This window comes from Streptomyces sp. NPDC057623, assembly GCF_042800355.1.
GTDB lineage: Bacteria > Actinomycetota > Actinomycetes > Streptomycetales > Streptomycetaceae > Streptomyces.
This window is the reverse complement of the sequence record NZ_JBHVGZ010000006.1, coordinates 161208-186996: the sequence shown is the minus strand read 5'-3', so window position 1 is coordinate 186996 and position 25789 is coordinate 161208. Positions and strand designations below refer to the sequence as shown.

At 69.8% G+C, this 25789-nt stretch carries 21 protein-coding genes and 1 tRNA gene; 12 read left to right on the top strand and 10 right to left on the bottom strand.

Annotated features, from left to right (window positions below; genetic code table 11):
* The first annotated feature begins 1 nt into the window (after position 1).
* A complete protein-coding gene (locus ACFU95_RS09415; RefSeq protein ID WP_383824107.1) occupies positions 2 to 907 on the top strand; it encodes an SDR family oxidoreductase in 906 nt (301 codons plus the stop codon).
* A gap of 134 nt (positions 908 to 1041) precedes the next feature.
* Here ACFU95_RS09415 and ACFU95_RS09410 read toward each other — a convergent pair whose 3' ends face one another.
* Positions 1042 to 1956 (bottom strand): hypothetical protein, encoded by a 915-nt coding sequence (locus ACFU95_RS09410; protein WP_383824104.1) that lies wholly within the window; start codon positions 1954 to 1956, stop codon positions 1042 to 1044.
* A gap of 193 nt (positions 1957 to 2149) precedes the next feature.
* On the opposite strand from ACFU95_RS09410, the gene ACFU95_RS09405 reads away from it, so the two are divergent.
* Positions 2150 to 2914, top strand: coding sequence for a S1 family peptidase (locus tag ACFU95_RS09405; protein ID WP_383824101.1), 765 nt, complete (start codon positions 2150 to 2152; stop codon positions 2912 to 2914).
* A gap of 23 nt (positions 2915 to 2937) precedes the next feature.
* Here the strand turns inward: ACFU95_RS09405 and ACFU95_RS09400 are convergent, their stop codons facing one another.
* A complete protein-coding gene (locus ACFU95_RS09400; protein ID WP_383824098.1) occupies positions 2938 to 4713 on the bottom strand; it encodes a beta-galactosidase family protein in 1776 nt (591 codons plus the stop codon).
* Positions 4714 to 4806: 93 nt separating this feature from the next.
* On the opposite strand from ACFU95_RS09400, the gene ACFU95_RS09395 reads away from it, so the two are divergent.
* The 7 genes from ACFU95_RS09395 (at position 4807) to ACFU95_RS09365 (ending at position 13639) form a co-directional block, all read left to right on the top strand.
* Positions 4807 to 5694, top strand: coding sequence for a helix-turn-helix domain-containing protein (locus tag ACFU95_RS09395; RefSeq protein WP_383824095.1), 888 nt, complete (start codon positions 4807 to 4809; stop codon positions 5692 to 5694).
* A 24-nt stretch (positions 5695 to 5718) separates the two neighbouring features.
* On the top strand, positions 5719 to 6072 hold the full coding sequence (locus ACFU95_RS09390) for a chorismate mutase (protein WP_383824092.1): 354 nt from the start codon (positions 5719 to 5721) through the stop codon (positions 6070 to 6072).
* 233 nt (positions 6073 to 6305) lie between these two features.
* Positions 6306 to 6848 carry a two-component system response regulator gene (locus ACFU95_RS09385; protein ID WP_383824089.1) on the top strand — a complete coding sequence of 181 codons (543 nt, stop codon included), beginning with the start codon at positions 6306 to 6308 and terminating at the stop codon, positions 6846 to 6848.
* A gap of 56 nt (positions 6849 to 6904) precedes the next feature.
* Positions 6905 to 9400, top strand: a complete 2496-nt coding sequence (gene pepN, locus ACFU95_RS09380; protein WP_383824085.1) for an aminopeptidase N — start codon at positions 6905 to 6907, stop codon at positions 9398 to 9400.
* Positions 9401 to 9511: 111 nt separating this feature from the next.
* Positions 9512 to 10354, top strand: coding sequence for an NAD(P)H-binding protein (locus tag ACFU95_RS09375; protein WP_383824082.1), 843 nt, complete (start codon positions 9512 to 9514; stop codon positions 10352 to 10354).
* A gap of 202 nt (positions 10355 to 10556) precedes the next feature.
* Positions 10557 to 11957 (top strand): pyridoxal phosphate-dependent decarboxylase family protein, encoded by a 1401-nt coding sequence (locus tag ACFU95_RS09370; protein ID WP_383824080.1) that lies wholly within the window; start codon positions 10557 to 10559, stop codon positions 11955 to 11957.
* Positions 11954 to 13639 carry a SidA/IucD/PvdA family monooxygenase gene (locus ACFU95_RS09365; protein WP_383824077.1) on the top strand — a complete coding sequence of 562 codons (1686 nt, stop codon included), beginning with the start codon at positions 11954 to 11956 and terminating at the stop codon, positions 13637 to 13639. Before ACFU95_RS09370 ends, ACFU95_RS09365 begins: the two co-directional genes overlap by 4 nt.
* A gap of 26 nt (positions 13640 to 13665) precedes the next feature.
* Here the strand turns inward: ACFU95_RS09365 and ACFU95_RS09360 are convergent, their stop codons facing one another.
* Positions 13666 to 15471, bottom strand: a complete 1806-nt coding sequence (locus ACFU95_RS09360; RefSeq protein ID WP_383824074.1) for a bifunctional metallophosphatase/5'-nucleotidase — start codon at positions 15469 to 15471, stop codon at positions 13666 to 13668.
* A 138-nt stretch (positions 15472 to 15609) separates the two neighbouring features.
* Between ACFU95_RS09360 and ACFU95_RS09355 the strand changes: the two genes are divergently transcribed.
* Together ACFU95_RS09355 and pyk are read left to right on the top strand one after the other, a co-directional pair.
* Complete coding sequence (locus tag ACFU95_RS09355; protein ID WP_383824071.1) at positions 15610 to 16311, top strand: SIMPL domain-containing protein; 702 nt, start codon at positions 15610 to 15612, stop codon at positions 16309 to 16311.
* 143 nt (positions 16312 to 16454) lie between these two features.
* Complete coding sequence (pyk, locus tag ACFU95_RS09350) at positions 16455 to 17891, top strand: pyruvate kinase (RefSeq protein WP_383824068.1); 1437 nt, start codon at positions 16455 to 16457, stop codon at positions 17889 to 17891.
* A gap of 53 nt (positions 17892 to 17944) precedes the next feature.
* Here the strand turns inward: pyk and ACFU95_RS09345 are convergent, their stop codons facing one another.
* A complete protein-coding gene (locus ACFU95_RS09345; RefSeq protein ID WP_383824066.1) occupies positions 17945 to 18730 on the bottom strand; it encodes a helix-turn-helix domain-containing protein in 786 nt (261 codons plus the stop codon).
* A gap of 88 nt (positions 18731 to 18818) precedes the next feature.
* Positions 18819 to 18901: transfer RNA gene (locus ACFU95_RS09340), tRNA-Leu, on the bottom strand.
* A gap of 95 nt (positions 18902 to 18996) precedes the next feature.
* Here ACFU95_RS09340 and ACFU95_RS09335 point away from each other — a divergent pair.
* Positions 18997 to 19653: an ANTAR domain-containing response regulator gene (locus ACFU95_RS09335; protein ID WP_383824063.1), complete on the top strand. Its 657-nt coding sequence runs from the start codon at positions 18997 to 18999 to the stop codon at positions 19651 to 19653.
* An 84-nt stretch (positions 19654 to 19737) separates the two neighbouring features.
* On the opposite strand, the gene ACFU95_RS09330 is transcribed toward ACFU95_RS09335, so the two are convergent.
* From ACFU95_RS09330 to ACFU95_RS09310, 5 genes are all read right to left on the bottom strand, one after another.
* Entirely contained in the window at positions 19738 to 20454 is a 717-nt protein-coding gene (locus ACFU95_RS09330; RefSeq protein WP_383824060.1) for an ABC transporter ATP-binding protein, read from the bottom strand.
* Positions 20451 to 21323: an ABC transporter ATP-binding protein gene (locus ACFU95_RS09325; RefSeq protein ID WP_383824058.1), complete on the bottom strand. Its 873-nt coding sequence runs from the start codon at positions 21321 to 21323 to the stop codon at positions 20451 to 20453. The genes ACFU95_RS09330 and ACFU95_RS09325 overlap by 4 nt, the downstream gene beginning before the upstream one ends.
* A gap of 5 nt (positions 21324 to 21328) precedes the next feature.
* Positions 21329 to 23140 carry a branched-chain amino acid ABC transporter permease gene (locus ACFU95_RS09320; RefSeq protein ID WP_383824350.1) on the bottom strand — a complete coding sequence of 604 codons (1812 nt, stop codon included), beginning with the start codon at positions 23138 to 23140 and terminating at the stop codon, positions 21329 to 21331.
* Positions 23141 to 23163: 23 nt separating this feature from the next.
* Positions 23164 to 24093 carry a branched-chain amino acid ABC transporter permease gene (locus ACFU95_RS09315; protein ID WP_062719087.1) on the bottom strand — a complete coding sequence of 310 codons (930 nt, stop codon included), beginning with the start codon at positions 24091 to 24093 and terminating at the stop codon, positions 23164 to 23166.
* A 116-nt stretch (positions 24094 to 24209) separates the two neighbouring features.
* Positions 24210 to 25442: a branched-chain amino acid ABC transporter substrate-binding protein gene (locus ACFU95_RS09310; RefSeq protein WP_383824055.1), complete on the bottom strand. Its 1233-nt coding sequence runs from the start codon at positions 25440 to 25442 to the stop codon at positions 24210 to 24212.
* Between the last annotated feature and the right edge of the window lie 347 nt (positions 25443 to 25789).

Sequence of the window (25789 nt, the reverse complement as noted above, 5' to 3'; positions counted from 1 at the left end):
CATGGGCCGGATGTGTGAGGGGCGGGTCGTGGCCGTCACCGGCGCGGGCCGGGGTCTCGGGCGCGCGCACGCGCTCGCGTTCGCCGCCGAGGGGGCGCGGGTCGTCGTCAACGACCTCGGTGTCGGTCTCGACGGCGCACCTGCCGCCGACAGCCCTGCCCGGCAGGTGGTCGACGAGATCCGCGCGGCGGGCGGCGACGCGGTCGCGCACGGCGCTGACGTGGCGACCGGGGCCGGGGCCGCGTCCCTGGTGGCGCTGGCGCTGGAGACGTACGGCCGTCTCGACACCCTCGTCAACAACGCCGGCTTTCTGCGCGACCGGATGCTGGTCAACCTCGACGAGGACGACTGGGACGCCGTCGTACGTGTCCACCTCAAGGGCCACTTCCTTCCGCTGAGGCACGCGGCCGCCCACTGGCGGGCGGAGGCGAAGGCGGGGCGCACGCCGGTCGCCCGGATCGTCAACACGAGCAGCGGCGCCGGGCTGTTGGGCTCGCTCGGCCAGGGCAACTACAGCGCCGCTAAGGCCGGCATCGTCGGCCTGACCCTGGTCGCCGCGGCTGAGCTCGCCCGCTACGGCGTCCAGGTCAACGCGATCGCCCCGGCGGCCCGCACGCGCATGACGGAACGGACCTTCGCCGAGACGATGACGGCCCCGGGTGCGGGCTTCGACGCCATGGCCACGGAGAACGTGTCCCCGCTGGTCGTCTGGCTGGGCTCGGCGGCAAGCGAAGGGGTGACGGGGCGGGTCTTCGAGGCGGAGGGCGGCCGGATCACGGTGATGGAGGGGTGGCGGGCGGGTCCGACGGTCGACAAGGGGGCGCGGTGGACGCCGGGCGGGGCGGGTGAGGCGGTGGTGAAGCTGTTGGGGGAGGCGGGAGAGCCGGGACCGGTGTACGGCGCGTGAGGGGGCTCCGCCCCGGACACCTGGATCTTTCAGCCCGTCCGGCGTTTGAGGACGAGGCCCGAAGGGCCGATGGCGGGGGTCTGGGGGCGCAGCCCCCAGGGATGGGACGGGTAGGGGCGGCGGGGGCGAGAACCCTACGTGTCGCACTCCAGTACCGTCCGGCACAACCCACACCGCGCCCGAACCCGCCCCCGCACCGGCACCCGAATCCGCTGCTGACACGTCGGACACGGGAACGACACCCGCAGCGGCCCCCGCCCCTCCGGCGTGAACGCGTACGGCACCCCGGGCAGGACGCCGGCCCCGGCCCCGGCCCCGGCCCCGTCGTCGTTCTGCGCATGCCGCCGATCGCGCGCGTACCGGCGGCGCCCCACCCACCCCGCCCCCGTCAGCGGAGGCTGCTGTTCGTCGCGCCGGGCCTCGGCGAGGCCCTTCGCATACGCCGTGTACGCCTGTGGACTGGTGAACCACACCGACGGATCCTCGGCGAAGACCAGCGCCCGCTTGGCGAGGACGTACCCGAACTCCTCCGGCGTCAGATACCCCAGCTTCTGCGAGGACGCCGCGTCCTCCCGGTACGCGTCGAGGAGCAGCCAGCCCGCGCCGAGATACGTCGTCGCCGTGTCCGTGAGGATCTCGTTGTCGCGCGTGCCGGGGAAGGACAGGCCCAGGCGGTGCAGGTACACGTGCGCCACCTCGTGGGCGAGAGCCGCCCCGATGTCCCGCCGATGCGTACGGAAGCGGTCGTTCAACTCGACGAAGTACTCCGGCCCGGCGGCGAGTTCGACGTTCGCGGCATGGGACATCTCGCGGAAGCCGACGATCAGACGGGCGTCCGGGAGGCGATAGTGCCGCACGAGCTCGTGGGCCACCCGCTGCGCCCCCAGATACAGGTCGTCCGTGTCGCAGAACGCCACGTCGGCCGGAGCCACGCTGGTCGCGAACGTCTGGACGGTGTCGTACGACAGCCGCTTGTAGAGCGCGGTGATCGAGGCCCGCACCGTCTCCAGGTGTGGGAAGCCGTGCTGGACCGGTCCGCCGTTCGCCACGCCCGTACCCCCAAGACGCCTGGAACCCGATTCCACTCTACGGGGATGTGAGGGCTTTTTCCCCGGCGAGGTTCCACATCCGGGACGTGAGATCCGTCCTTGTCAAACATGCCACCTGATCTTCATACTGCGGGCCGCCCAACACGCCATGAAAGGACGTCTGTTGACCCACAGCTCGCCGAAGAGAAGCGGCATGACCCTGGCCAAGAGAGCCGCCGCGGTAGCTGCCGTCGCGCTCACGGTCGCCTCCCTCCAGCCCCTCAGCGCGAACGCCGCGTCCACCCGCGTCGTCGGTGGAACGCCCGCCGCGCAGAACGAGTTCCCGTTCATGGTCCATCTCTCCATGGGCTGCGGCGGGGCGCTCTACAAGAAGGACGTCGTCCTGACCGCGGCCCACTGCATGAACGGCTCCGGCAACGACACCAGCATCACCGTCACCGCGGGGGTCAACGACCTCGACTCCTCGGCGGCGATCAAGGTCAAGTCGACGAAGGTCAAGGTGGCCACCGGCTACGACGGCAACGGCAAGGACTGGGCGCTGATCAAGCTCGCCCGGCCCATCGACAAGCCGACGCTGAAGATCGCCACCACGGACCGCTACAACCGCGGCATGTTCACGATCGCCGGATGGGGCGACACCGTCGAGGGAGGCGGCACGGGCACGACCAAGCTCCGCAAGGCCACCGTTCCCTTCGTCGCCGACCGCGTGTGCAAGCGCCACTACGGGAACCGGCTGGTGTCGAAGGAGGAACTGTGCGCCGGCTGGCAGAGCGGCGGCATCGACACCTGCCAGGGCGACTCGGGCGGCCCCATGTTCCGCAAGGACGACGCGAACAAGTGGATCCAGGTCGGCATCGTCAGCTGGGGCGACGGCTGCGCCCGCACCGGCGTGCCCGGCGTCTACACCGAGGTCAGCACCTTCGCCAAGGACATAGCCCGGGCGGCGAACGCCCTCTAGGCGGTCGCCGCACCAGGAGTGCGTCAGACGGCCCGGAGCACCGGGGCACCCGCCTCGCCGGACCCCGACCGGGCCGTCCCCTCCAGCTCCAGGACCCACACCTCGTTGCCGCCCTCCCGCAGGACGGGACCGGGGACATACAGCGAGCGCTGCGGGCCGGCGCACCAGTAGCGGCCGAGGCCGAAGCCGTTGATCCACACGAATCCGCGGGTCCAGCCCGGCAGCTCCAGACGGGCGTCACCCGCACCCCGCACCGTGACCGTGCCCCGGTAGAGACCCGGCGAGCCGTCCTCGGGCAGCTCCCGTGAGGGCACCGCCCGGACCTTCTCGAAGTCGTCCAGCGCCTCCAGCCGCAGCCCACGCGCGCGTACGTCGTGCAGGTACTGCCGCTCGTGCAGGACGCCCCCCGTGATCCCCTTGGGCTCGCCCAGCCGCGGCCCGTAGTTGACCCTCCCCAGGGACTCCACCCACAGCTCCACGCGCGCGTACCCGGCGACCGGCTCCTTCAGGCCCGCGTCGTCCTCGGTCAGCACCCCGGCCCGCTCCCCGTCGACGTACACCACGGCGAGATCCCGCAGCCCGCGCACCGTCAGCGGATACGGCCGCCGCGGCCCCGGCACCGTCACCTCGTACCGCACCAGGCCCCGCCCGACGCCCAGTTCCTCGAACGTGGGCGGGACGGGCCCGGACGTCTGCGCGCCGCCCAGCGTCTCCAGCACGTCACCCAGGGACGCCCAGTCGGTCAGGTCCGCCCCGGCCGCGGTACCCAACGGCGCGGGCGCGGGCGGGACTTCGGGCAGGTCACCGTCGGCGTACTCGGCGAGGACCTCGCGGAAGGCCCAGAACTTCGCCGTGGGGCGGCCGTACTCGTCGATCGGGGCGTCGTAGTCGTACGACGTCACGTCGGGCTCCAGCGGCCCGTCGTGCAGCGCCCCGCCGCCCCGGTTGGCGCCCGCCCAGCCGGCGAAGTTCGTACCGCCGTGCGCCATGTACAGGTTGACCGACGCACCGCACTCAAGGATCTCCCGCAGGGCCGCCGCCGCGTCCCGCGGATCGCGCACGACATGCTCGCCGCCCCAGTGGTCGAACCAGCCGCACCAGAACTCCATGCACATCAGCGGGCCGTCCGGGCGGTGCCGGCGCAGCGCCTCGAACGCCTCGTGCGCGTGGGAGCCGAAGTTCACCGTCGCCAGGATCCCCGGGACGGAGCCGCCGGAGAGCATGTGGTCCTCGGGGCCGTCCGAGGTGAACAGCGGGACCGTGACGCCGTACTCGCGCAGCAGGTCCGCCAGACGACGCAGATACTCCGCGTCCGAGCCGTAGCTGCCGTACTCGTTCTCGACCTGCACCATGATCACCGGACCGCCGCGGTCGATCTGCCGGGGCACGATCTCGTCTCCCAGCCGCCGGAACCAGCTCGCCACGTACCCCAGCCAGCGCTCGTCACGGGTACGCGCGCGTGCGCCCACCTCGGCCGTCAGCCAGTGCGGCAGCCCGCCGTTCTCCCACTCGGCGCAGATGTACGGACCCGGCCGCACGATCGCCCACAGCCCCGCCTCCCGGGCCGCGTCCAGGAACCGGCCGAGCGCCCGCACGTCCCGGCCGTGCCCCGGCGCCGGCTCGTGCAGGTTCCACGGCACATACGTCTCCACGCAGTTGAGGCCCATCGCCCGCAGCATCGCCAGCCGGTGCCCCCACTGCGCCTCGTGCACCCGGAAGTAGTGCAGCGCGCCGGACAGCAGCCGCACCGGCCGCCCGTCCAGCAGGAAGTCTTCGTCCCCCACCGTGAACTCGCTCATACGCCCCACCCTCGCCCCTGGCGCAGGTCAGGGTCCATGGACAAAGATCGGCGCTGCTTGGACGGAAACCGCACGCAGTGCAAGGGGCCGCGGATGTACCACACCTGGATGCGGTTCTTCACGCCCGGCCCGGCCCATCACCGGCTCGGCCTGGTCTGCCTCGGCGTCGGCCTCCAGTACGGCGCCCTGCCCACCGTCGGGCCCAGGATCCTGGACCATCATGTCGCCGTCGTCATCAGTTCCGGCGGCGGGTGGTACGCCGACCCCCACGGCCGCCGTACGACCGTCACCGCACCCACGCTGCTGTGGCTCACCCCCGGCGTCCCGCACCACTACGCGCCCGATCCGGGCACCGGCTGGGACGAGGGCTTCGTCGACTTCGGCGGTCCCGCCACCGCGTCGTACAGCGAACTCGGCTACATCGAGCCGGACCGCCCCGTCGTGCCCCTGTCCGACGCCTCCGGCCCGCGGGCCGTCATCGGACGCATGGCGCGCGCCGCCCGCCGGGACAACCCCCTCCTGGAGGTCGAGACCGGCGCCGCCGTCCACGAACTCCTCGTCGCCCTGCGCCGCGCGCGTGCCGACCTCGCCCCCGACGGCGACCAGGTCCTCAAGGCCCTCGCCCGCGACGCGTGTCTGCCCCTGACGGTCGCCGACCACGCCGCCCGGCACGGCATGACCCTCGCCGAACTGCGCACCGCCGTACGGCGCGGCGCCGGATGCAGCCCCAAGGACTATCTGCTCGGCATCCGCCTGGGCCGGGCCAAGGAACTGCTCGCCGCCACCGAGCTGCCCGTCGCCGCCGTCGCCCGCCGCGTCGGCTACGACGACCCCGCCTACTTCTCCCGGCTGTTCACCCGCCGCGTCGGCATGGCCCCGGTCCGCTTCCGCGCCCAGCAGGGCCGCACCGTCCCCGGCGGCTGGAGCAACCAGGTCCCCGACCCCGACGATCCACCCGTGATCGGACGAACGATCGACTGAAGCCGCCCCGTAGGCTGGGCGCTCATGACCAGCAACACGTCCCCCAGCGGCGTCGACCCCGCCGTCCGCGAGGAGCTCGCCCGGCTGCGCGACAGCATCGACAACATCGACGCGGCCGTCGTCCACATGCTCGCCGAACGCTTCAAATGCACCCAGCAGGTCGGTCATCTCAAGGCCAGGCACCAGCTCCCGCCCGCCGACCCCACCCGCGAGGCCAGCCAGATCGCGCGCCTGCGCACCCTGGCCGAAAACGCCAAGCTGGACCCCGCGTTCGCGGAGAAGTTCCTCAACTTCATCATCGCCGAAGTGATCAGGCACCACGAGAGCATCGCCGAGGACGCCCTCAACGGCACCGAGCCGACGACGCACCACCCCTAGGGACCCTCAGCCCGGCATGTCGCCATATTCCCGGCCGAGGGGCGGCCCCCGCCCCCGCCCGCGGCACGAACGACGCAAAGGTGACGACAGGACGTAGACAGACCCTCCCGAGGGAGTGACACGGCGGCCCGGGCGGGGCATGCTGCGCTGTGCACCGCATGCCAGCTGACACGCACTCCCCGTCAGCGCCCCCGGACATACCCTGCATGTCCACGCGGGAGGGACGTCGGGCCATGCCGTCGGATGCCAAGATCCTCATCGTCGACGACCACGAGGACACGCTGTACGCGCTGGAGAGCGCCCTCGCCCCGCTGGGCTACCGACTGGCCCGTGCCACCAACGGTGACGACGCGCTCAAGCAGGTGCTCCGCGGGCAGGTCGGCCTGCTGCTCCTGGACGTCCGCATGCCCGGCGTCAGCGGGCTGGACGTGGTGCGCTACATGCGGCGAGTGGAACAGACCCAGCACATACCGGTCATCCTCCTCACCGGCTTCGGCGCGGACCAGGAGCTGGTGGCCGCCGCCTTCGGGCTCGGCGTCGCCGACCTGGTCATGAAACCCATCGACCCCTGGGCGCTGCGCACCAAGGTCCGCTACCTGTACGACGCCCACGAGCGCCAACGCGCCCTGGAGCGGGAGGTCCGCGCGTTACGGGCCCTGGTCAAGGACGACACCACGCTCGCACAGCCCGGGCCGCGCCCCGCCCTGCCCCACCCCGAAGCCCGTGTCCCGCCCCAGCGGGACAGCCCGGCGGCCACGGCCCAGGACCGGACATAACGCACGTACCGATCCGCCTCTGTGCCTTGTCAGCGGCATCAGGCAGCATGTCCTGCATGTCCGTACTCACGCGCGACGAAGCGCAGACCCGTGCCCAGCTACTCGACGTTCACCGCTACACGATCGAACTCGATCTGACCACCGGGGACGAGACCTTCGAGTCGCATACCGTCATCAGGTTCTCCACGCGCGCCGACGCGGACACGTTCGTCGAGATCAAGCCGGCCGAGTTGCGCTCCGTCACCCTGGACGGACACCCCCTCGACCCCGCGACCCTGGACGACAACCGGCTGCCCCTGAAGGACCTCACCGCCGGCGAGCACGAACTGCGCGTCGAAGCGGCCATGGACTACTCCCGCACCGGCGAGGGCATGCACCGCTTCACCGACCCCGTCGACGGCGAGACCTACCTCTACACGCAGTTGTGCATGGACGACGCCCAGCGCGTCTTCGCCGCCTTCGACCAGCCGGACCTCAAGGCCGTATTCCACCTGTCCGCCAAGGCGCCCGAAGGCTGGACCGTCCTGGCCAACGGCATCACCGAACACCTCGGGCAGGGCCGCTGGCAGGCCGCACCCACCCCGCGGATCTCCACCTACCTCGCCGCCCTCGCCGCCGGCCCCTGGCACTCCGTGCGCACCGAACACCGCGGCCTGCCCTTCGGCCTGCACTGCCGCCGCTCGCTCGCCCCCTACCTCGACACCGACACCGACGAGCTCTTCCAGATCACACGCGCGTGCTTCGACCGCTACCACGAGAAGTTCGACGAGCCCTACCCCTTCGACTCCTACGACCAGGCGTTCGTCCCCGAGTTCAACGCCGGCGCCATGGAGAACCCCGGGCTGGTCACCTTCCGCGACGAGTTCGTGTACCGCTCCGCCGTCCCGGACACCGAGCGGCAGACCCGCGCCGTGGTCATCGCCCACGAGATGGCCCACATGTGGTTCGGCGACCTCGTCACCCTGCGCTGGTGGGACGACATCTGGCTCAACGAGTCCTTCGCCGAGTACATGGGCTACCAGACCTGCGCCGAGGCCACCCGCTTCACCGACACCTGGACCGACTTCGGCACCGCCCGCAAGGCCTGGGGCTACGACGCCGACCATCGCCCCTCCACCCACCCCGTCGCCCCCGAGAACGTCGACGACACCGCCTCCGCCATGCTCAACTTCGACGGCATCTCGTACGCCAAGGGCGCCTCCGCGCTGCGGCAGCTGGTGACCTGGCTCGGCGAGAAGGACTTCCTCACCGGCATCAACACCCACTTCGCGCGCCACAGGTTCGGCAACGCCACCCTCGCCGACTTCATCGACTCCCTCGCCGCGGCCACCGAACGAGACGTCCACGCCTGGGCCGACGCCTGGCTGCGCACCACCGGCGTCGACACCCTCGTCCCGGCCGTCACCCGCGGCGACAACGGCACCTACACGCTCGCCGTCGACCACCTCGGCAGCCGCACCCACCGCATCGCCGTCGGCCTGTACGACCAGGACCTCGGCGACGGCGAGGGCCACCTCACCCTGCGCGAACGCCTCGACCTCGACGTCCCGCAGGCCGCGCCGCAGCCCATCGGCAAGCGCCCGGCGCTACTGCTGCTCAACGACGGCGATTTGACCTACGCCAAGGTCCGCTTCGATGCCGAATCCTTCGAGACCGTCCGTGCCGGCCTCGCCGGCCTGCCCGACCCGCTCACCCGCGCGGTCGTATGGAACGCGCTGCGCGACGCCGTCCGCGACGGCGAACTGGCCCCCACCGCCTACCTGGCCGCCGCCCGCGCCCACCTCCCGCGCGAGAGCGAACTCGCCGTCGTCCAGGCCGTCGTCGCCTTCGCCGCCGCCCAGGTCACCGACTGCTACCTCGCCCCCGAGGAGCGGCCCGCCGCCCTGGCCACCCTCTCCGCCCTGTGCCGCGACCTCATCCGCCGCACCGAGGACGGCGACAACCCCGGCCTGCGCCTGATCGCCGTACGCCACTTCATCGACGTCGCCGCCCACCCCGACACCATCGCCGCCTGGCTCGCCGACGGCACCGTGCCCGGCGGACCCGAACTCGACCCCGACCTGCGCTGGCGCGTCCTGGCCCGGCTGGCCGTCCTCGGCGCCGTCGACGAGGCGGCCATCGCCGCCGAACTGGAGCGCGACCCGAGCGCCACCGGCCAGGAGGGCGCGGCGCGCTGCCGGGCCGCCCTGCCGGACGAGGACGCCAAGACGAAGGCATGGGAGGCCATGTTCGGCGGCGACGGCCGCGCCGACCTGTCCAACTACCTCTTCATCGCCACGGCCCAGGGCTTCTGGCAGCCCGAACAGGCCGACCTGCTCCGCCAGTACGTGCCGCGCTACTACAAGGACGCGGTCGCTGTCGGCGCCCGCCGCGGCCCCGCCATCGCCGACGCCGCCGGCCGCCACGCCTTTCCGGTGCACGCCGTCGACGCCGACGCCCTGCAACTGGGCGAGGAGTGCCTGCGCGACGGCCGGCCGGTCCCGGCGCTGCGACGCAGGCTCGCCGACCAACTCGACGACCTGGCACGGGCGTTGCGGGTGAGGGAGGGCTAGTCCTTCCGACGTAGGCCCGTACTGGTTCCCACGGCCGATGCGGTGGGCTGACCTTCCTTCCTAGGCTCGACGAGCCCAAGGAAGATCAGCCCTCAGCCGCGGAGGAACCCTGTGATCGTCGTGACCGGCGCCACCGGCAACGTCGGACGTGCCCTCGTCGAGCGTCTCGTCGACGCGAACCGGCCCGTGCGGGCGCTCACCCGTGATCCCCGGCGGGCCGGACTGCCCGCGCCCGCCGAGGCGGTCCGGTTCGACCCCGACCGGCCCGCCGCGCTGTTCGAGGGCGCGACCAGGCTGTTCCTGTACGTCCAGGCACTCGGCGGGCGGACCGGGGCCCTGCTGGAGGCCGCTCGCGCCGCGGGCGTCCAGCATGTCGTCCTCCTCTCCTCCGGGATCATCGAGGAAGGCGCCGACGACGCCCGCGCGTCCCACCCGATCCACGTCATGCACGCCACCGCCGAGCGGCAGATCCGCGACAGCGGCCTCGCGTGGACCTTCCTGCGCCCGAACGCCTTCGCGGTGAACGCCCTGCACTGGGCCCCTCAGATCCGTGCCGGCCACCGCGTCAGGGGCGTGTTCCCCGACGGGCTGGGCGCGCCGATCCACGAGGACGACATCGCCGCCGTCGCCGAACGCACCCTCGTCGAGGACGGCCACGAGGGCGCCGTCCACCGGCTCACCGGGCCCGAGGCCATCTCCAACGCCGGCCAGGTCGAGGAGATCGGCCGGGCCCTCGGCCGCGCCCTGGAGTTCGTGGAGACACCGCCGGACCAGGCGGGCCCGGAGCTGTTCCCGTCCCTGCCGCCGCACATGCTCCAGCCCCTGCTCAAGGCCTTCGCGGCCACGGTCGGTGTGACGCCGGAGATCACCGACACGGTGCAGAAGATCACCGGCGACCCCGCCCGCACCTTCGCCCGGTGGGCCGAGGACCACGCCGACGACTTCCGGAACTGAGAAGCCCGAGCCGTCCCGCCCGAGCCGCCTGAGGCGCCCCGCCCGAGCCCCCTACTCCGCGATCCGCGGCACGCATCATCCGACACGCGTTCCCCGTACGGAAATACCCCCTTTCGGGTTCCGATCATTGGGCTTTTCGGACGCGAACGCGCATCGGCGTACAAGCTGGAAGTCCTTCTTGCCCAGCGCCCGGGAGGACACGATGAGCACACCGCAGTCGCTCGCTTCAGGCCCGGAAGGCCCCCACGCCCTGCGGCCGTTGCTCGACATCGTGCTCGACGCGCTGAGCGAGGGCGCCGGGGCACGCGCGGGCGCACTGCCACGGGGCGGCCCGGAAGCGGTGGCCGCGCGCATGCGGGACGCCGTCGGCGACGTACTGCCGGCCGAGGGCGACCCGAACGCCCTCCACACCGTCGTCCGCGCCCTCGCGGAGACCGCCGCCGACCCCGCCGACCCCCTGTGCACCGCCCACCTCCACTGCCCGCCCCTCGCAGTCGCCGCCGCCGCAGACCTCGCCGCCTCCACCCTCAACCCCTCGCTGGACTCCTGGGACCAAGCGCCCGGCGCCTCGGAGTTGGAGGCCCTGGTGACCGGAGCTCTCACCCGGGAGGTCTTCAGCACCGAGACCGCCACCGCCCCGACCCCACCCGGTGCCACCCCCTCCGCCCTCATGACCACCGGCGGCTCCGAATCCAACCAACTCGCCCTCCTCCTCGCCCGAGAAGCGCGCGGCGCCGGCGTCAGGCTCGTCCACGGAGCCAACGCACATCACTCCCTGCCACGAGCCGCCTGGCTGCTCGGGCTGTCCGAGCCCGTCGTCGTGCCCGCCCCCGCCGGCGTCCTCGACCCCGCCGCACTCGACGAGGCCCTCACACAGCTGCCCGGTCCGCATCTCGTCGCCGCCACCGCCGGGACCACCGACGCCGGGCTCATCGACCCCCTTCCCGAGATCGCCGCGCTGTGCGCCGCCCACGGCGCCCGACTGCACGTCGACGCCGCCTACGGCGGAGGCCTGCTGTTCAGCGACCGCTACCGTGACCGGCTCCGCGGACTCGACGCCGCCGACACCGTCACCCTCGACCTGCACAAGCTGGGCTGGCAGCCCGTCGCCGCCGGGCTTCTCGCCGTACGGGACCGGCGGGCCCTCGCGGTGCTCCACCACCACGCCGGCTACCTCAACGCCGACGACGACATCGAGGCGGGCCTGCCCGACCTGCTCGGCCGATCGCTGCGCACCAGTCGCAGGCCCGACGTCCTCAAGATCGCCGTCACTCTCAAGGCCCTCGGCCGCACCGGACTCGGCCGGCTCGTCGAGCAGGTCTGCGCCAGGGCCAGTGAGTTCGCCGACCTCGTCCACGGTCACCCCGCGTTCGAGCTCTACGACCCGCCCACCATCAGCACGGTCCTGTTCCGGCCCGCACACGCCTGCGACGCCGCCGTCGCCGCCGTACGCCGAAGGCTCCTCACCGACGGCCGCGCGGTCCTGGGCCGGGCCCGCATAGACGGACGCCTGTGGCTCAAGACCACCCTCCTCAACCCCCACACGCGCCCGGACGACCTGGCCGCCCTCCTGAAACTGGTGGAAGGAAACACCCCCGGATGAGCTCGCAGACCAACCCCCGCACCGGCCCCCACCCCACCCCCCGTCTCACCGCCCCCCGCGCCGGCGCCCACTCGGGCGGCCACCCGAGCCCCCGCACGAGCCCTCCCACGAGCCTCAAGGAAGCCCCCGACACCGCCCCTCGAGCGGACCTCCACCCGAGCCCCCGCCCAGCTCCCGACACCACCCCCCACCCGGCCCTCGGGACGCCGCCCCCGCACCCCGACCCCGCACACACCGCCCCTTCGCACCACACCCACGCGCACCCCGACCCGCCGCACCCCGACCCCGACACACCCCGCGACCTCGTCGGCATCGGCATCGGCCCCTTCAACCTCTCCCTCGCCGCCCTGGCCCACCCCCTCACCGAGCTCGACACCGTCTTCTACGAGCAGCGCCCCGCCTTCGCCTGGCACCCCGGGCTCCTCATCGACGGCTCCCGCATCCAGGTCCCGTTCCTCGCCGACCTGGTGACACTCGCCGACCCCGCCAGCCCGTGGTCGTTCCTCAGCTACCTCAAGACCCGCGAGAGGCTCTTCCCCTTCTACTTCGCCGAGCGCTTCCACATCCAGCGCGCCGAGTACGACGCCTACTGCCGCTGGGTCTGCGAGAACCTCCCCGGCCTGTCCTTCGGCCACCAGGTCGACGCGATCCGCTTCAACCCCGAACGCGACGTGTTCGAGGTCGACTTCACCCAGCTCGACCCCGGCGGGGACGCCGAAGCCCTCGGCCGTACGTACGCGAAGAACATCGTCCTCGGCATCGGCACCGAACCGGACGTCCCCGACCCGCTCAGGCCCCTCGTCGACGCACCCACCGTCCCCGTCATCCACGCCGCCGACTACCTCGACCACCGCGAGACACTCCTCGCCGCCGAGCACATCACCGTCATCGGCTCCGGACAGTCAGGCGCCGAGATCTTCCTCGACCTGCTCCGCCGCCGCCCCACCGGACGCGAGCGGCTGCACTGGCTCGGCCGCACCGAGGCCTTCGCACCCATGGAGTACTCCAAGCTCGGCCTGGAGCACTTCACCCCCGACTACACCCGCTACTTCCAGGCCCTCGCCGAACCCGTCCGCGACAAGCTCGTCACCTCCCAGTGGCAGCTGCACAAAGGCATCGACGCCGACACCCTGGCCGCCATCCACGACGAGCTCTACCGCCGCACCCTGGACGGCGGCTGGCCCGACACCGTCCTCACCCCGGGCGTCCAGGTCCGCACCGCCGGCCGGATCGCCACCACCAAGGTCGAACTGCACCTGGAGCACATCCACCAGAACACCCGCTCGCGCCTGACCACCGACGCGGTCGTCCTCGCCACCGGCTACCGCGAACGCCCCCTGGGCCGCATCCTCGCCGGCCTCGACCCCTACCTGCGCCGCGACAGCCAGGAACGCCCACGCATCGACGACCAGTACCGCCTGGTCATGGACCCGTCCGTCACAGGCGCCGGCTGCCACGTCTACGTCCAGAACGCCGAACGCCACACCCACGGCGTCGGCACCCCCGACCTCGGCCTCGCGGCCTGGCGCAGCGCCAGCATCCTCAACTCCGTCACCGGCCAGGAGACCTACCCCCTCCCCACCCGGACGGCGTTCACCACCTTCGGCCTCGAACAGCAGGAGCCCCGGATCCCGCGGGCGCGTCAGCCGAAGACGCTGACACCGCTCCTGGACGGGATCTGAGGCTCCTGACGAGAACGACCGCGGACCTAGAACACCGGCGTACCGTTCCGCGTGAGCTTCCAGTCCACCGACGCGAAGCCCTTCGGGTCCAGCACACCCTTCGCGGTCACCCACTCCGCGATCCGGGTGCGGATCTCCGTCGACTCCGACCACAGCTCCGGAGCCGACGCCACATGCGGGAACGCCCCGCCGCCGTTGGCCCGGTAGTTGTTCACCGCGAACACGAACTGCTGCGCGTCATCCAGCGCGGCACCGTCGTAGGCCAGGTTCCTGATCCGCGAACCCGCCGCCTGCGCGATGTCGATCTCGTACGACAGCCCCGACACGTAGTCGTAGTTGTAGTCGGGACGGTTGCCCGCGTTCGTCAGCTTCTCCACGTCGACGACCGCGTCGGCGGCGGTCTGCACGAAGTACTGCGCCGAGTACTCCAGGTACGCCTTGATCTGCGCGCCCGTCAGCAGCTTGGCGACCAGCGTGTTGTCGTAGACGTACAGGCTCGACAGATCCCGGATCGTCACGTCGCCGGCCGGGATCTCCGAGGTGCGGGAGAAGGGGGAGGCCTGCGAGATGACAGGCAGCGAGGCGTGCTCCGTGCCCTCCAGCGCCGCCCTGACGACGTCCTCCTGCACCTTGGTGATCAGGTCGATGATCGGGGCGTCCTTGTAGCGCGCCTCGACCGTCGTCAGCTTCTCGGTGGCCGTGCCGACCACCTGGTTGACGTACTCCACCACGATGTCGTGGTCGTCCTTCAGCAGCTTGGTGATCTTCGGGTCGTCGGCGACCGTCTTCGAGTCGCGCACCGTCGCCTTCACCGACTCGACCGACCAGCGGCCCTTGTCGAAGACCAGCTCGAAGTCGAACAGGGACAGCCGCTGCGCGTAGCACAGCGGCTCCGACAGCACGACCGTCCTGCCCGTCTTCTCGTTCTTGACCAGCAGCTCCGCGATCTCCGTGTGCGCGTGCCCGACGAGAATCGCGTCGATGCCCGGCACCTGCTGCGCCACCAGCGCCGCCGAGTTCTCGATGTACGGCAGCTGATCACCGTACGACGACGTCCCCGACGAACCGGAGTGCGCGGACACGACCACCACGTCCGCACCCATCGAGCGCAGCTTCGGCACCCACTTCGCGGCCTGCTCCTCCAGCCCCGGGAACACCATCCTGCCCTCGACGTACGCCTTGTCCCAGATCGCGATGCCGGGGTTGGTCAGACCGAGGACCGCGACCTTCACATCAGGGGCGCCCGGCACACAGAACCTCTTGACGAAGTACGGCGGGAAGGCGGGCTTCAGCGTCTTCGCGTCCAGCGCGTTCGCACCCAGCAGCGGGAAGTGGCACTGGTCCTCGAACTTGCGCAGCGTCTCGATGCCGTAGTTGAACTCGTGGTTGCCGAGGGCCACCGCGTCGTACCCGATCGCGTTCATCGCCGCCGCCATCGGGTGGACCGGCCCACCCTTCGCGGTGATCGGGTCGACCTTCGCGTAGTAGTACGTCAGCGGAGTGCCCTGGATCGTGTCGCCCGCGTCGATGAGCAGCGTGTTCCGGCGGCCCTTCTCCGCACGGACCTGGTTCACCAGCGTCGAGACACGCGCCAGGCCCTTGGCGTTGCCCTGCGCGTCCGCGTACTGCGCGTCCTTGAAGTAGTCCCAGTTGAAGATGTTGCCGTGCAGGTCGGTCGTGCCCATCACCGTCAGCGCGTACCGCTTCTTCGGCCGGGCGCCCTTCGCCGTCTGAGCGGCCTGCGCCGCCGGGGCGGCCACCGCACCGGCAACCGCCACCCCCGCTCCGGTCACGGCGGACTTGGTCAGAAACTTCCGGCGGTTCAACGGCATGAGTGCTTCTCCCGGCGAATTGGTCAACAACGCGCGTAGATTCTGACCTGGCCATGGCGAGCAGCAACAGACCCCGCAGGTTTCGATCTGATGACCCACGAGGGCCGTAACCCAGCAAGCGATGACAGAGTGGGACGTATGACCGCCCCTTCAGAGGAACTTCAGCCCGCCGTCCCCTACGGCACCCCCGAAGCCCCCCGCATCGCCGTCCGCGGCGAGGCCCACCTCGAAGTCGACCCCGAGATCGCCCGCATCGGCGTCACCGTGGCCTCCCGCGGCAAGGACCGCCGCGCCGCCCTGGACGACCTCACCCGCCGCAACACCGGCGTCCTCGACCTCATCAAGACCTACGGCGACGCGGTCGAGCGACTGGAGACCGGCGCCTTCTCCATCAGCCCCGAACTGAAGGAAAAGGGCCGCGGCGAACGCATCCACGCCTACCACGGCCGCGTCCACATCACCGCCGAACTCACGGACTTCACCGCCCTCGGCGAACTCACCACCCGCCTGGCCGACTTGGACCTCACCCGCGTGGACGGCCCCTGGTGGGCCCTGCGCCCCGACTCGCCGGCCCACCGGGAGGCCCGACAGCAGGCGGTACGAGAAGCCGTGCAGCGCGCACGGGAATACGCCGAGGCGCTGGGGACCTCCTTGACCGCACTGCTGGAGCTCGCCGACATCGGCGCAGAGAACGCCCCGCAGACCCGCGGCGGCCGTATGCGCTCCATGGCCTACGCCGCCGAAGAGGACTCCGCCGCCCCCCTCGACCTCGAACCCCAGCGGCAGCACGTCCACGCCGAGGTCAACGCGCGATTCACCATGGCACCGCCGCGCCTGTGAATAACCCTTCAGGGGCGCATCGAACGCTCATCGGAGCACCCCGCCGCACAATTCAACACTTGTCAATAGCCCTTCACGCAAAGGTTGTTGAGTAGTCATACGGCACCAATTCACTACCCGCCGGTAAGTCATAGAGTCGAAACATGCGCCGAGCGAAAATCGTCTGCACCCTGGGCCCCGCCACCGACTCGTACGACCAGATAAAGGCACTGGTCGACGCCGGAATGGACGTCGCCCGATTCAACCTCAGCCACGGCGGTCACCCCGACCACGAGGAGCGCTACGAGCGCGTGCGGAAGGCATCCGACGAAACCGGCCGCAGCGTCGGCCTCCTCGCCGACCTTCAAGGCCCGAAGATTCGCCTCGGCCGCTTCACCGAAGGACCCGTACTCCTTGAACGCGGCGACACCTTCACCATCACCGTCGAGGAGGGCGCGGACGGCGACCGCCAGCAGTGCGGCACCACCTACTCCGGCCTCGCCGACGACGTCACCCCCGGCGAACGCATCCTCGTCGACGACGGCAAGGTCTGCCTGGAGGTCACCTCCGTCGACGGCCCGCGCGTCCACACGACCGTGGTCGAAGGCGGCATGGTCTCCGACAACAAGGGCCTCAACCTCCCCGGCGTCGCCGTCTCGGTCCCCGCCCTCTCCGAGAAGGACGAGGACGACCTGCGCTGGGCCCTGCGCACCGGCTTCGACGTCATCGCGCTGTCCTTCGTCCGCTCCGGCCGCGACATCGAGGACGTCCACCGCATCATGGACGAGGAAGGCCGCCGCCTGCCCGTGATCGCCAAGGTGGAGAAGCCGCAGGCGGTCGAGGCGATCGACGACATCGTGGCCGCGTTCGACGGCATCATGGTCGCCCGCGGCGACCTCGGCGTGGAGATGCCGCTGGAGCAGGTCCCGATCGTCCAGAAGCGCGCGATCAAGCTGGCCAAGCGCAACGCCAAGCCAGTGATCGTAGCCACCCAGATGCTCGACTCGATGATCGACAACTCGCGCCCGACCAGGGCGGAGGCGTCGGACGTGGCGAACGCCGTCATCGACGGCACGGACGCCGTGATGCTGTCCGGCGAGACGAGCGTCGGCAAATACCCGATCGAGACGGTCCGGACGATGGCGAAGATCGTCGAGGCCGCCGAGGAGGACATCCTCGCCAAGGGCCTCCCGCCCCTGACCGAACGCAACAAGCCCCGCACCCAGCCCGGCGCGGTCGCCCGCGCGGCGGCCGAGATCGGCGACTTCCTGGGCGCGAAGTTCCTGGTCGCCTTCACCCAGTCCGGCGACACCGTCCGCCGCCTCTCCCGCTACCGCTCGCCGATCCCGCTGCTGGCGTTCACGCCGGAGCCCGCGACGCGGTCGCAGCTGAGTCTGACGTGGGGTGTGGAGACGTTCCTGGGTCCGCATGTCGACTCGACTGACGCGATGGTCGACCAGGTGGACGAGCTGTTGCTGAAGTACGGCCGCTGCAAGAAGGGCGACGTCGTGGTCATCACGGCGGGGTCGCCTCCGGGGGTCTCCGGGTCGACGAACATGGTGCGGGTGCATCACATCGGGGAGGACGACAGCCCGAAGTAGGTGGCGGAGGGCCCCTTTTCAGTTCCTGAGGAGGGGCCCTTTGTTGTGTGTGGTCAGTGCTTGGGGCCTACGTGGGTGTCCATGAGGGCTACGGAGGCTTTGCGGGCGATGGAGATGTTGAACGGGTCGCTGCGGCGGGCGAGGGTGGTCCACTCGACGCCGACCTTGTCGAGCGCGTCCGTGAACAGCTTCCTGATGTCGTCCGACTTGTTGGTGAAGAAGTAGCGAGGGTACTCATAGCGCTTGCGCTCACCAGCCACGAGGCGTGTCGTCCAGTTGGTGATGCGGCAGCCGTCGGAGTGGATGAGGCCGCGGATGAACTCCCAAGGGTGCGCGTCGACGATGGCTTGCTGCCAGGCTTCGAGGACGATCCTGCGCTCGTGCTTCTTGCCGGCGCCGTGCTGAGGGAAGAGGCACCACAAGTGCATGGAGTACAGCTTCAGGTCTCGGCAGCCCTTTCGGCGGACCCTGCAGACCGAATTGTTGGGGAACACCGATCGCATGGCGGTTTCGCACTCATCCATAAGCCCCGGGTGTGACTCGTCGCAAGTGATGGACAGGCTGGGTGATCGCATCGCGCGGTTCTGGATGATGTAGCCGTCGCCCAGGTAGAGGCCGAGCAGGTAGGCGTACGCCGGGGAGTCCAGTACACCGTCGCATCGGGGGCAGGGCGGGGGAGTGCGTCCTGGACACTCGCCGCGTTTCGCCCGGTCCGCGTGCTTCCAGTAACTGATCGTGCCGAGCGGGATATTGAACTGGCGAGCCACGTCAGCGTTCCGTGCCCCGTCGCGCAACAGCGTGAGTACCCTCTGTCGAACCTCAGTACCGTGAAAATACATACGGATACTCTGAGTGAGTGATCGCGACACCGCGCAGCAAAAAGCGGATGTTCACGAGAACGTGGACATCCGCTTCCTGATCAAGCAGTGCCGGGTGCGGGATTCGAACCCGCAAGCCCTCACAGGCAGAGGTGTTTGAGACCTCCGTGTATACCGTTCCACCAACCCGGCTCGGTACTTCCGAGGAGTGTACCGGGTCATCATCGTTAGCCGCAGCTAGGTAGGCTCTTGGGAGCAGCACCCCTGCCCCTGAACGAGGAGCCCCCGTGACCGCCCCCGAGTCGCCCCAGCCCGTAGACGCGCCCGACGACGACAAGTCGCACGTGCCTCCGCTGACGACCCGTGTCGTCATCGCCGAGGACGAGGCATTGATCCGGCTCGACCTCAAAGAGATGCTCGAGGAAGAGGGGTACAGCGTCGTCGGTGAGGCCGGTGACGGTGAGCAGGCCGTGGAGCTGGCCCGCGAGCACCGGCCCGACCTCGTCATCCTCGATGTGAAGATGCCGAAGCTGGACGGAATTTCCGCGGCCGAGAAGATCGCCGAGGAGAGCATCGCCCCGGTGCTGATGCTGACCGCGTTCTCGCAGCGCGACCTCGTCGAGCGGGCTCGGGACGCCGGTGCCATGGCGTACCTGGTCAAGCCGTTCAGCAAGAGCGACGTCGTGCCGGCGATCGAGATGGCCGTGTCCCGCTTCACGGAGCTGAAGGAGCTGGAGAAGGAGGTCGCCGACCTCACCCTGCGCCTGGAGACGCGGAAGCTGGTGGACCGGGCGAAGTCCATCCTCCAGACCGAGTACGGGCTGACCGAGCCGGCCGCGTTCCGCTGGATTCAGAAGACCTCCATGGACCGCCGGATGTCGATGCAGCAGGTCGCCGAGGCCGTCATCCAGGACGCCGACGAGAAGAAGTCCGCCAAGGGCTGACCCGTCTGAAGCGCGTACGACGAGGCCCGCGCCCCCCGAGCAGGGGACGCGGGCCTCGTCGTACGCGTGGAACCGCGTGAGCGGTCAGTCCTCGCCCAGGTACGCCTTGCGTACGGACTCGTCGTGCATGAGGTCCTGTCCGGTTCCGGAGAGGACGATCTTGCCGACTTCCATGACATGGCCGTGGTCGGCCAGGGAGAGCGCGGCCTGGGCGTTCTGCTCGATGAGCAGGATGGTGGTGCCCTGGGACTTGAGCTCCTGGATGGTCGCCATGATCTTCTGCATCATGATCGGGGAGAGGCCCATGCTGGGCTCGTCGAGCATGAGCAGCTTGGGCCGGGACATCAGCGCCCGTCCCATGGCGAGCATCTGCTGCTCACCGCCGGAGAGGGTGCCCGCGGCCTGCTTCCTGCGCTCTCCGAGGATGGGGAACAGGTCGTAGGCGCGCTGGATGTCCTTCTCGATGGTCTCCTTGTCGTTGCGCAGGAACGCGCCGAGGCGGAGGTTGTCCTCGATCGTCATGCGGGGGAAGATGTGCCGCCCCTCGGGGGAGTGGGCGAGTCCCAGTGAGACGACCTTGTGGGCGGGGATCTTCTTCAGCGATTTGCCGTCGAACCGGATGTCGCCGGAGACGGGCTGGAGGAGACCGGAGAGGGTGCGCAGGGTGGTGGTCTTGCCGGCGCCGTTGGTGCCGATGAGGGTGACGACCTCGCCCGCGTTCACCTTGAACGAGATGCCCTTGACGGCCTCGATCTTGCCGTAAGCGACCCTGAGGTCTTCGACCTCGAGCAGTGCGGTCACTTGTCGTCCCCTTCCGTGGTGCTTTGCGCGTCGGCCTCCGCAGCCTCGACTTCGGCGGCTTCCTCCTTGCCGGGCGCGCCCTCGAAGGGCTCACCCAGGTAGGCGGCGATGACGCGCTCGTCGGCCTGGACGACTTCGGCGGGGCCCTCGACGATCTTCTCGCCCTGGACCAGCACGGCGACCCGGTCGCAGAGGTTCATGATGAACCGGATGTCGTGCTCGATGACGAGGACGGCGATGCCCTGGTCCCGGATGGCGAAGATGAGTTCCTCGGCCGCCCGGGTCTCCTGCGGGTTCATGCCGGCGGTGGGCTCGTCGAGGAGGAGCAGGCCGGGCTCGCTCGCGAGTGCCCGGGCGATCTCCAGCTTGCGCTGCTCGCCGTAGGGCAGGTTGCGGGCGAGGTGGTCGGCCTTGGCGGCGAGACCGGTGAACTCCAGGAGTTCCATGGCCCGGGCCCGGGACGCCTCTTCGGCCTTCTTGAAGCCGGGCAGGCGCAGGAGGGCGGACCAGAGGCCCTCCTTGGTGCGGGTGTGCCGGCCGACCAGTACGTTCTCCAGAACGGTCATGTTGGCGAAGAGCCGGATGTTCTGGAAGGTACGGGCGATGCCGGCCTGGGTGACCAGGTGCGGCTTGGGCGGCAGGACGGTGCCCTTGTAGGAGACCTTGCCCTCGGTGGGGATGTACAGGCCGGTGAGGCAGTTGAAGAAGGTCGTCTTGCCGGCGCCGTTGGGGCCGATGAGGCCGACGATCTCGCCGCTGTTGACGGTGAGGTCCACGTCGCGTACGGCGGTGAGTCCGCCGAAGCGCATCGTGACGCCGGTGGCGTCGAGCACCGTGGTGCTGGTGGGTGCGGTCGTTGTGGTGGTCATGGCGGTCACGCCCCTGCCTTGGCGACGCCGGTCGCGCCTTCGGGCAATGGCTTGTCCTCCGGTACGTCGAGCTGTCCGGTCTCGTGGAATTCGAGCTGCTTCCTGCGGTCGGCGACCAGGCCTTCGGGGCGGAAGCGCATCAGCAGCATCAGGGCGATGCCGAAGAGGAGCAGTTGGTATTCCGCCATGAACTGGAGTTTGGCCGGGATGAGGTAGAGCAGTGCGGCGCCGATGAGGGGGCCGCTGATGGTGCCCATGCCGCCGAGGATGACGGCGGCGAGCAGGAAGGCCGAGTTCGGCGGGACGGACCCGGCGAACTGGTACTGCTCGGGGGTGACGCTGTAGGACACGTGGGACTGCACGGTGCCCGCGAGACCGGCGAGGGAGGCGCCGAGCGCGAAGGCGAGGAGCTTGAGGCGGAAGCCGTTGATGCCCATGGCGGTGGCGGCGGTCTCGTCCTCGCGGATGGCGACCCAGGCGCGGCCGATGCGGGATTCCGCCGAGCGGCGGAAGACCATGACGACGACTGCCGTGAACACCAGCATCAGCAGGTAGTAGTTGGCCGAACGGGTCAGTTCGTGGCCGAGGACGTCGTGCGGGACTCCGAGGTTGAACCCGAAGATCTCCAGGTCGGGGATCTGGGGGATGCCGTTGGAGCCGTTGGTGACGTCTGGGCCGCTGTTGCCGTTCAGGTTGTTCATGGTGATGCGGAAGATCTCACCGAAGCCGAGCGTCACGATGGCGAGGTAGTCGCCGCGCAGTCGCAGGGTCGGGGCGCCGATGACCACGCCGAAGATCAGCGAGGCTGCGGCACCGGTGAGGACGGCCGCCCAGAAGGGGAACTCCACGCCGATGGTCGACGCGGGGGAGCCGGAGACCAGGGCGGCGGCGTAGGCGCCGACGCCGAGGAAGGCGACGTATCCGAGGTCGAGGAGGCCGGCGAGGCCGACGACGACGTTGAGGCCCAGGGCGACCGTGGCGAAGATGAGGATGTTCGCGCCGATGAGGGCGAACTGGTCGTTGGTCTGGGTGAAGGGGAAGCAGATCGCCGCCGCGAACGCGGCACCGAGGGTGACGTTGCGGTGCTTGGCGGTCAGAGCCGACAGCCGCTTCAGGAGACCGGCGCGGGTGATGGCGGTGAAGCCGAACGCGGCGACGATCAGGAAGCCGATGAACAGCTCGGAGTACTCGGTGCCGATGCCGTACGCGAAGACGTACAGGCCGACGCCGAAGCCTCCGGCGATGATCAGGATCTCCGCCCAGGAGGGCAGTTCCTTGGCCCGGCCGGGGTCGGGGGCGGTGAGCGAGTGGCGGATCCGGCCCCAGAGGTTCGGGGTCGGTTCGCCCGCGCCGTAGGGCTGGTCGACCGGGAGGCCGAGGGCGCCGATCACGGCGACGAGCGCGCCGATGCCGGAGACCCAGGCGCCGGGCTCCAGGTTGACCAGGCCGCCGAGTTCCTGGCTGATGGCGCCCATGGCGTAGCCCGTGGTGCCGAACACGCCGAGGGCGGCGAGCAGGACGGGGCTGTTCTTGCCGCCGGGGGTGAGCCAGCCGAGGCCGCGGATGCCGTAGCCGGAGAGGGCGAACGCCAGGGTCAGCAGGGAGCCGACGAGGGTGAGGACCTGAAGGCCGCCGGGGTAGCCGGTGATGGTCAGTTTGCCGGGGAACTCGTCGGTCCAGGTCCAGGCGAGGAAGGTGCCTATGAAGGCGAAGGCGGAGCCGGCGACCGTCAGTCCGCGTGCCGCGGCTTGCGGCAGCGGGATGATCGGGGTGGCTTCAGCGGTGGACACCTTGGTGGTGTCGGTGTTCTTGTCCATGGGGATGTCGGTGGTCATGGGTATCACGCCCGATCCGCGACGCGTTCGCCGAGCAGGCCTTGTGGCCTGAACAGGAGGACGAGGATGAGCAGTGCGAACGCCCATACGTCCTTCCAGGCGCCGCCGCCGAAGAGGTCCATGCCGGGGACCTCGCCGATGTAGCCGGTGGCGAGGGACTCGGCCAGGCCGAGGACGATGCCTCCGAGCATGGCGCCGTAGATGTTGCCGATGCCGCCGAGTACGGCGGCGGTGAAGGCCTTGAGGCCCATCAGGAAGCCCATGCGGAAGCCGACCTGGCCGTTCTTCAGGCCGTAGGCGACCGCGGCGATGGCGGCGAACGCGGCACCGATGGCGAACGCCATGACGATGATGCGGTCGGTGTTGATGCCCATCAGCTTGGCGGTGTCGGGGTCCTGTGCGGTGGCCTGCATGCCGCGGCCGGAGCGCGTCTTGGTGACGAACAGGCCGAGGGCGATCATGCACAGCGGGGCGGCTATGAGGACGAAGAGGTCACCGCGCTGGATGTTGGCGCCGAGTATTTCGATGGGGCCGCCGTGGAACTGCGGGAAGGGGTGGTCCTTCTTCGCGTCCGGGTACCACATCCACACGGCCTGCTGGAGGACGATGGACAGGCCGATGGCGGTGATGAGGGGGGCCAGCCGTGGCGCTGAGCGCAGTGGCCGGTAGGCGAAGCGTTCCGCCGCCGTACCGACGGCGACCGATACGAGGACGCCGCCGATGATCATGAGCGGGACGGCGGCGCCGAGGCCGAAGCCTTCGGGGAGGACCAACCAGACGGTGAGGGCTCCGAAGCCCCCGACCATGAATATCTCGCCGTGGGCGAAGTTGATGAGCTGGACGATGCCGTAGACCATCGTGTAGCCGATCGCGATGAGTCCGTACATCGCGCCGAGGATGAGTCCATTGGCCAGCTGTTGCGGCAGTTCGTGCACCGCAGGGCCTCCGTGGAGTGGTTCGGATATGGCGCCGCGCGGGAGCGCTGGTGGGCGCTTCCCGCGCGGCCTGGATCAATGTGCGAGGTGGGGAGGGTTCTCTGACTCGTCCTTCGTCAGCCGAGCTTGGGTTCGCCGCTGAACTCGGGCGTCCAGGCGTTGTTCTTGACCTTGTACGCGGTCATCGTGTGGTTCGTGGTGTCACCGAACTCGTCGAAGGAGATGGTGCCGGTGACGCCGTCGAACTTGACCTTGGCCATGGCGTCCAGGACTGCCTTGCGGCCGTCGGACGGGACCTTGCCGTCGTTGCCCTCGACCGCGATCTTGACGGCCTCGATGATGGCCCAGGTGGCGTCGTAGGTGAGGCCGCCGTAGGCCTCGTAGTCGTCCTCGTAGCCCGCGTCCTTGTAGTTCTTGATGAACGTCTTGGCGGAGTCGAGCTGCTCGACCGGCTTGCCCACGGAGGTGGCGAGGTCGCCCTCGGCCTTCTTGTTCAGCTTCGGGAACTCGCCGGAGTAGATGCCGTCGCCGCCCATGAGCGGGATGTTCTGGCCGCTGTCCTTGAGCTGCTGGCTCAGCGGGCCGGCCGCCGGGTACTCGCCGCCGTAGTACAGGGCCTGGGCGCCGGTCTTCTTGATCTTGGCGACGACGGCGTTGAAGTCACGGTCGTCGGGGTTGATGTGGTCGCTGCCGACGATCTGGCCGCCGAACTTGGTGAAGTTCGCCTTGAAGGAGGCTGCCAGGCCCGCGCCGTAGGTCTTCTGGTCGTCGATCAGGTAGACCTTCTTGAGCTTCGCCTGGTTGTACAGGTAGTCGGCGGCGAAGGCGCCCTGGATCTCGTCCGTGGTGGCCGTGCGGAAGAACGTCTTGAACTGGCGGACCGACTTGCCGGTCTTCCAGCCGTCGCCCTGGGTCAGCTCGGTGCCGGTGTTGGCCGGGGAGACCTGGGTGAGGCCGTTGTCGTTGAACGGCTTCTGCATCTGCTGCGAGACGCTGGAGTTCAGCGGGCCGACGACGCCGAGGATGTCCTTGTTGTTGATGAACGTCTGGGCGTTCTGCTGGCCGACGGTGGGCTGCGCCTGGTCGTCGAGGGCCTCGATCTTGAACTCGACGCCCTTGACGAACTCCTGCTTGTTGGCCGTCTTGGCGGCCAGGTCGGCGGAGTTCTTGATGCCGAGGCCGAGGGCCGACAGGTCGCCGGTCAGCGGAGCGTCGACACCGATCACCACAGTGGTCTTGTCGCCGTTGCTGCTGCTGCCGCCGTTGTCGTCACGCGACCCACAAGCCGTGAGTGTCAGCGATCCCGCCGCGAGCGCGGCGGTTATGGCGATGATCGAACGTTGACGCACGAATCAGGTCCTTTCCCTGGCACGGCGGCTCCCCGTGGAACGCGCCGAGTCGAGCGCTGGGCCGAAGTGACTTCGAATCCTGTAGCTCGGTGACTGGCGGTGACTCTAAGCGCGTGCGGGGAACATGGAGGAGGCTCTGACCAAGGCTGTGACGCTCTTGTTATGACACGGGGTAACTCTGAGCGGTACTCCGTGGGGGGAAGAGCGGATTTCCAGCCGATTCGCCCTGTCCACATAGTGAGAACTTGCAGCGTTCGCGCGTAGCTTCTTCACGAGTGTTCACCGGTTTTGGTGATGACTCGGATCGTTGTCGAACGTTACCCGAGGGTCTCCGCGGTCTTGTGGGG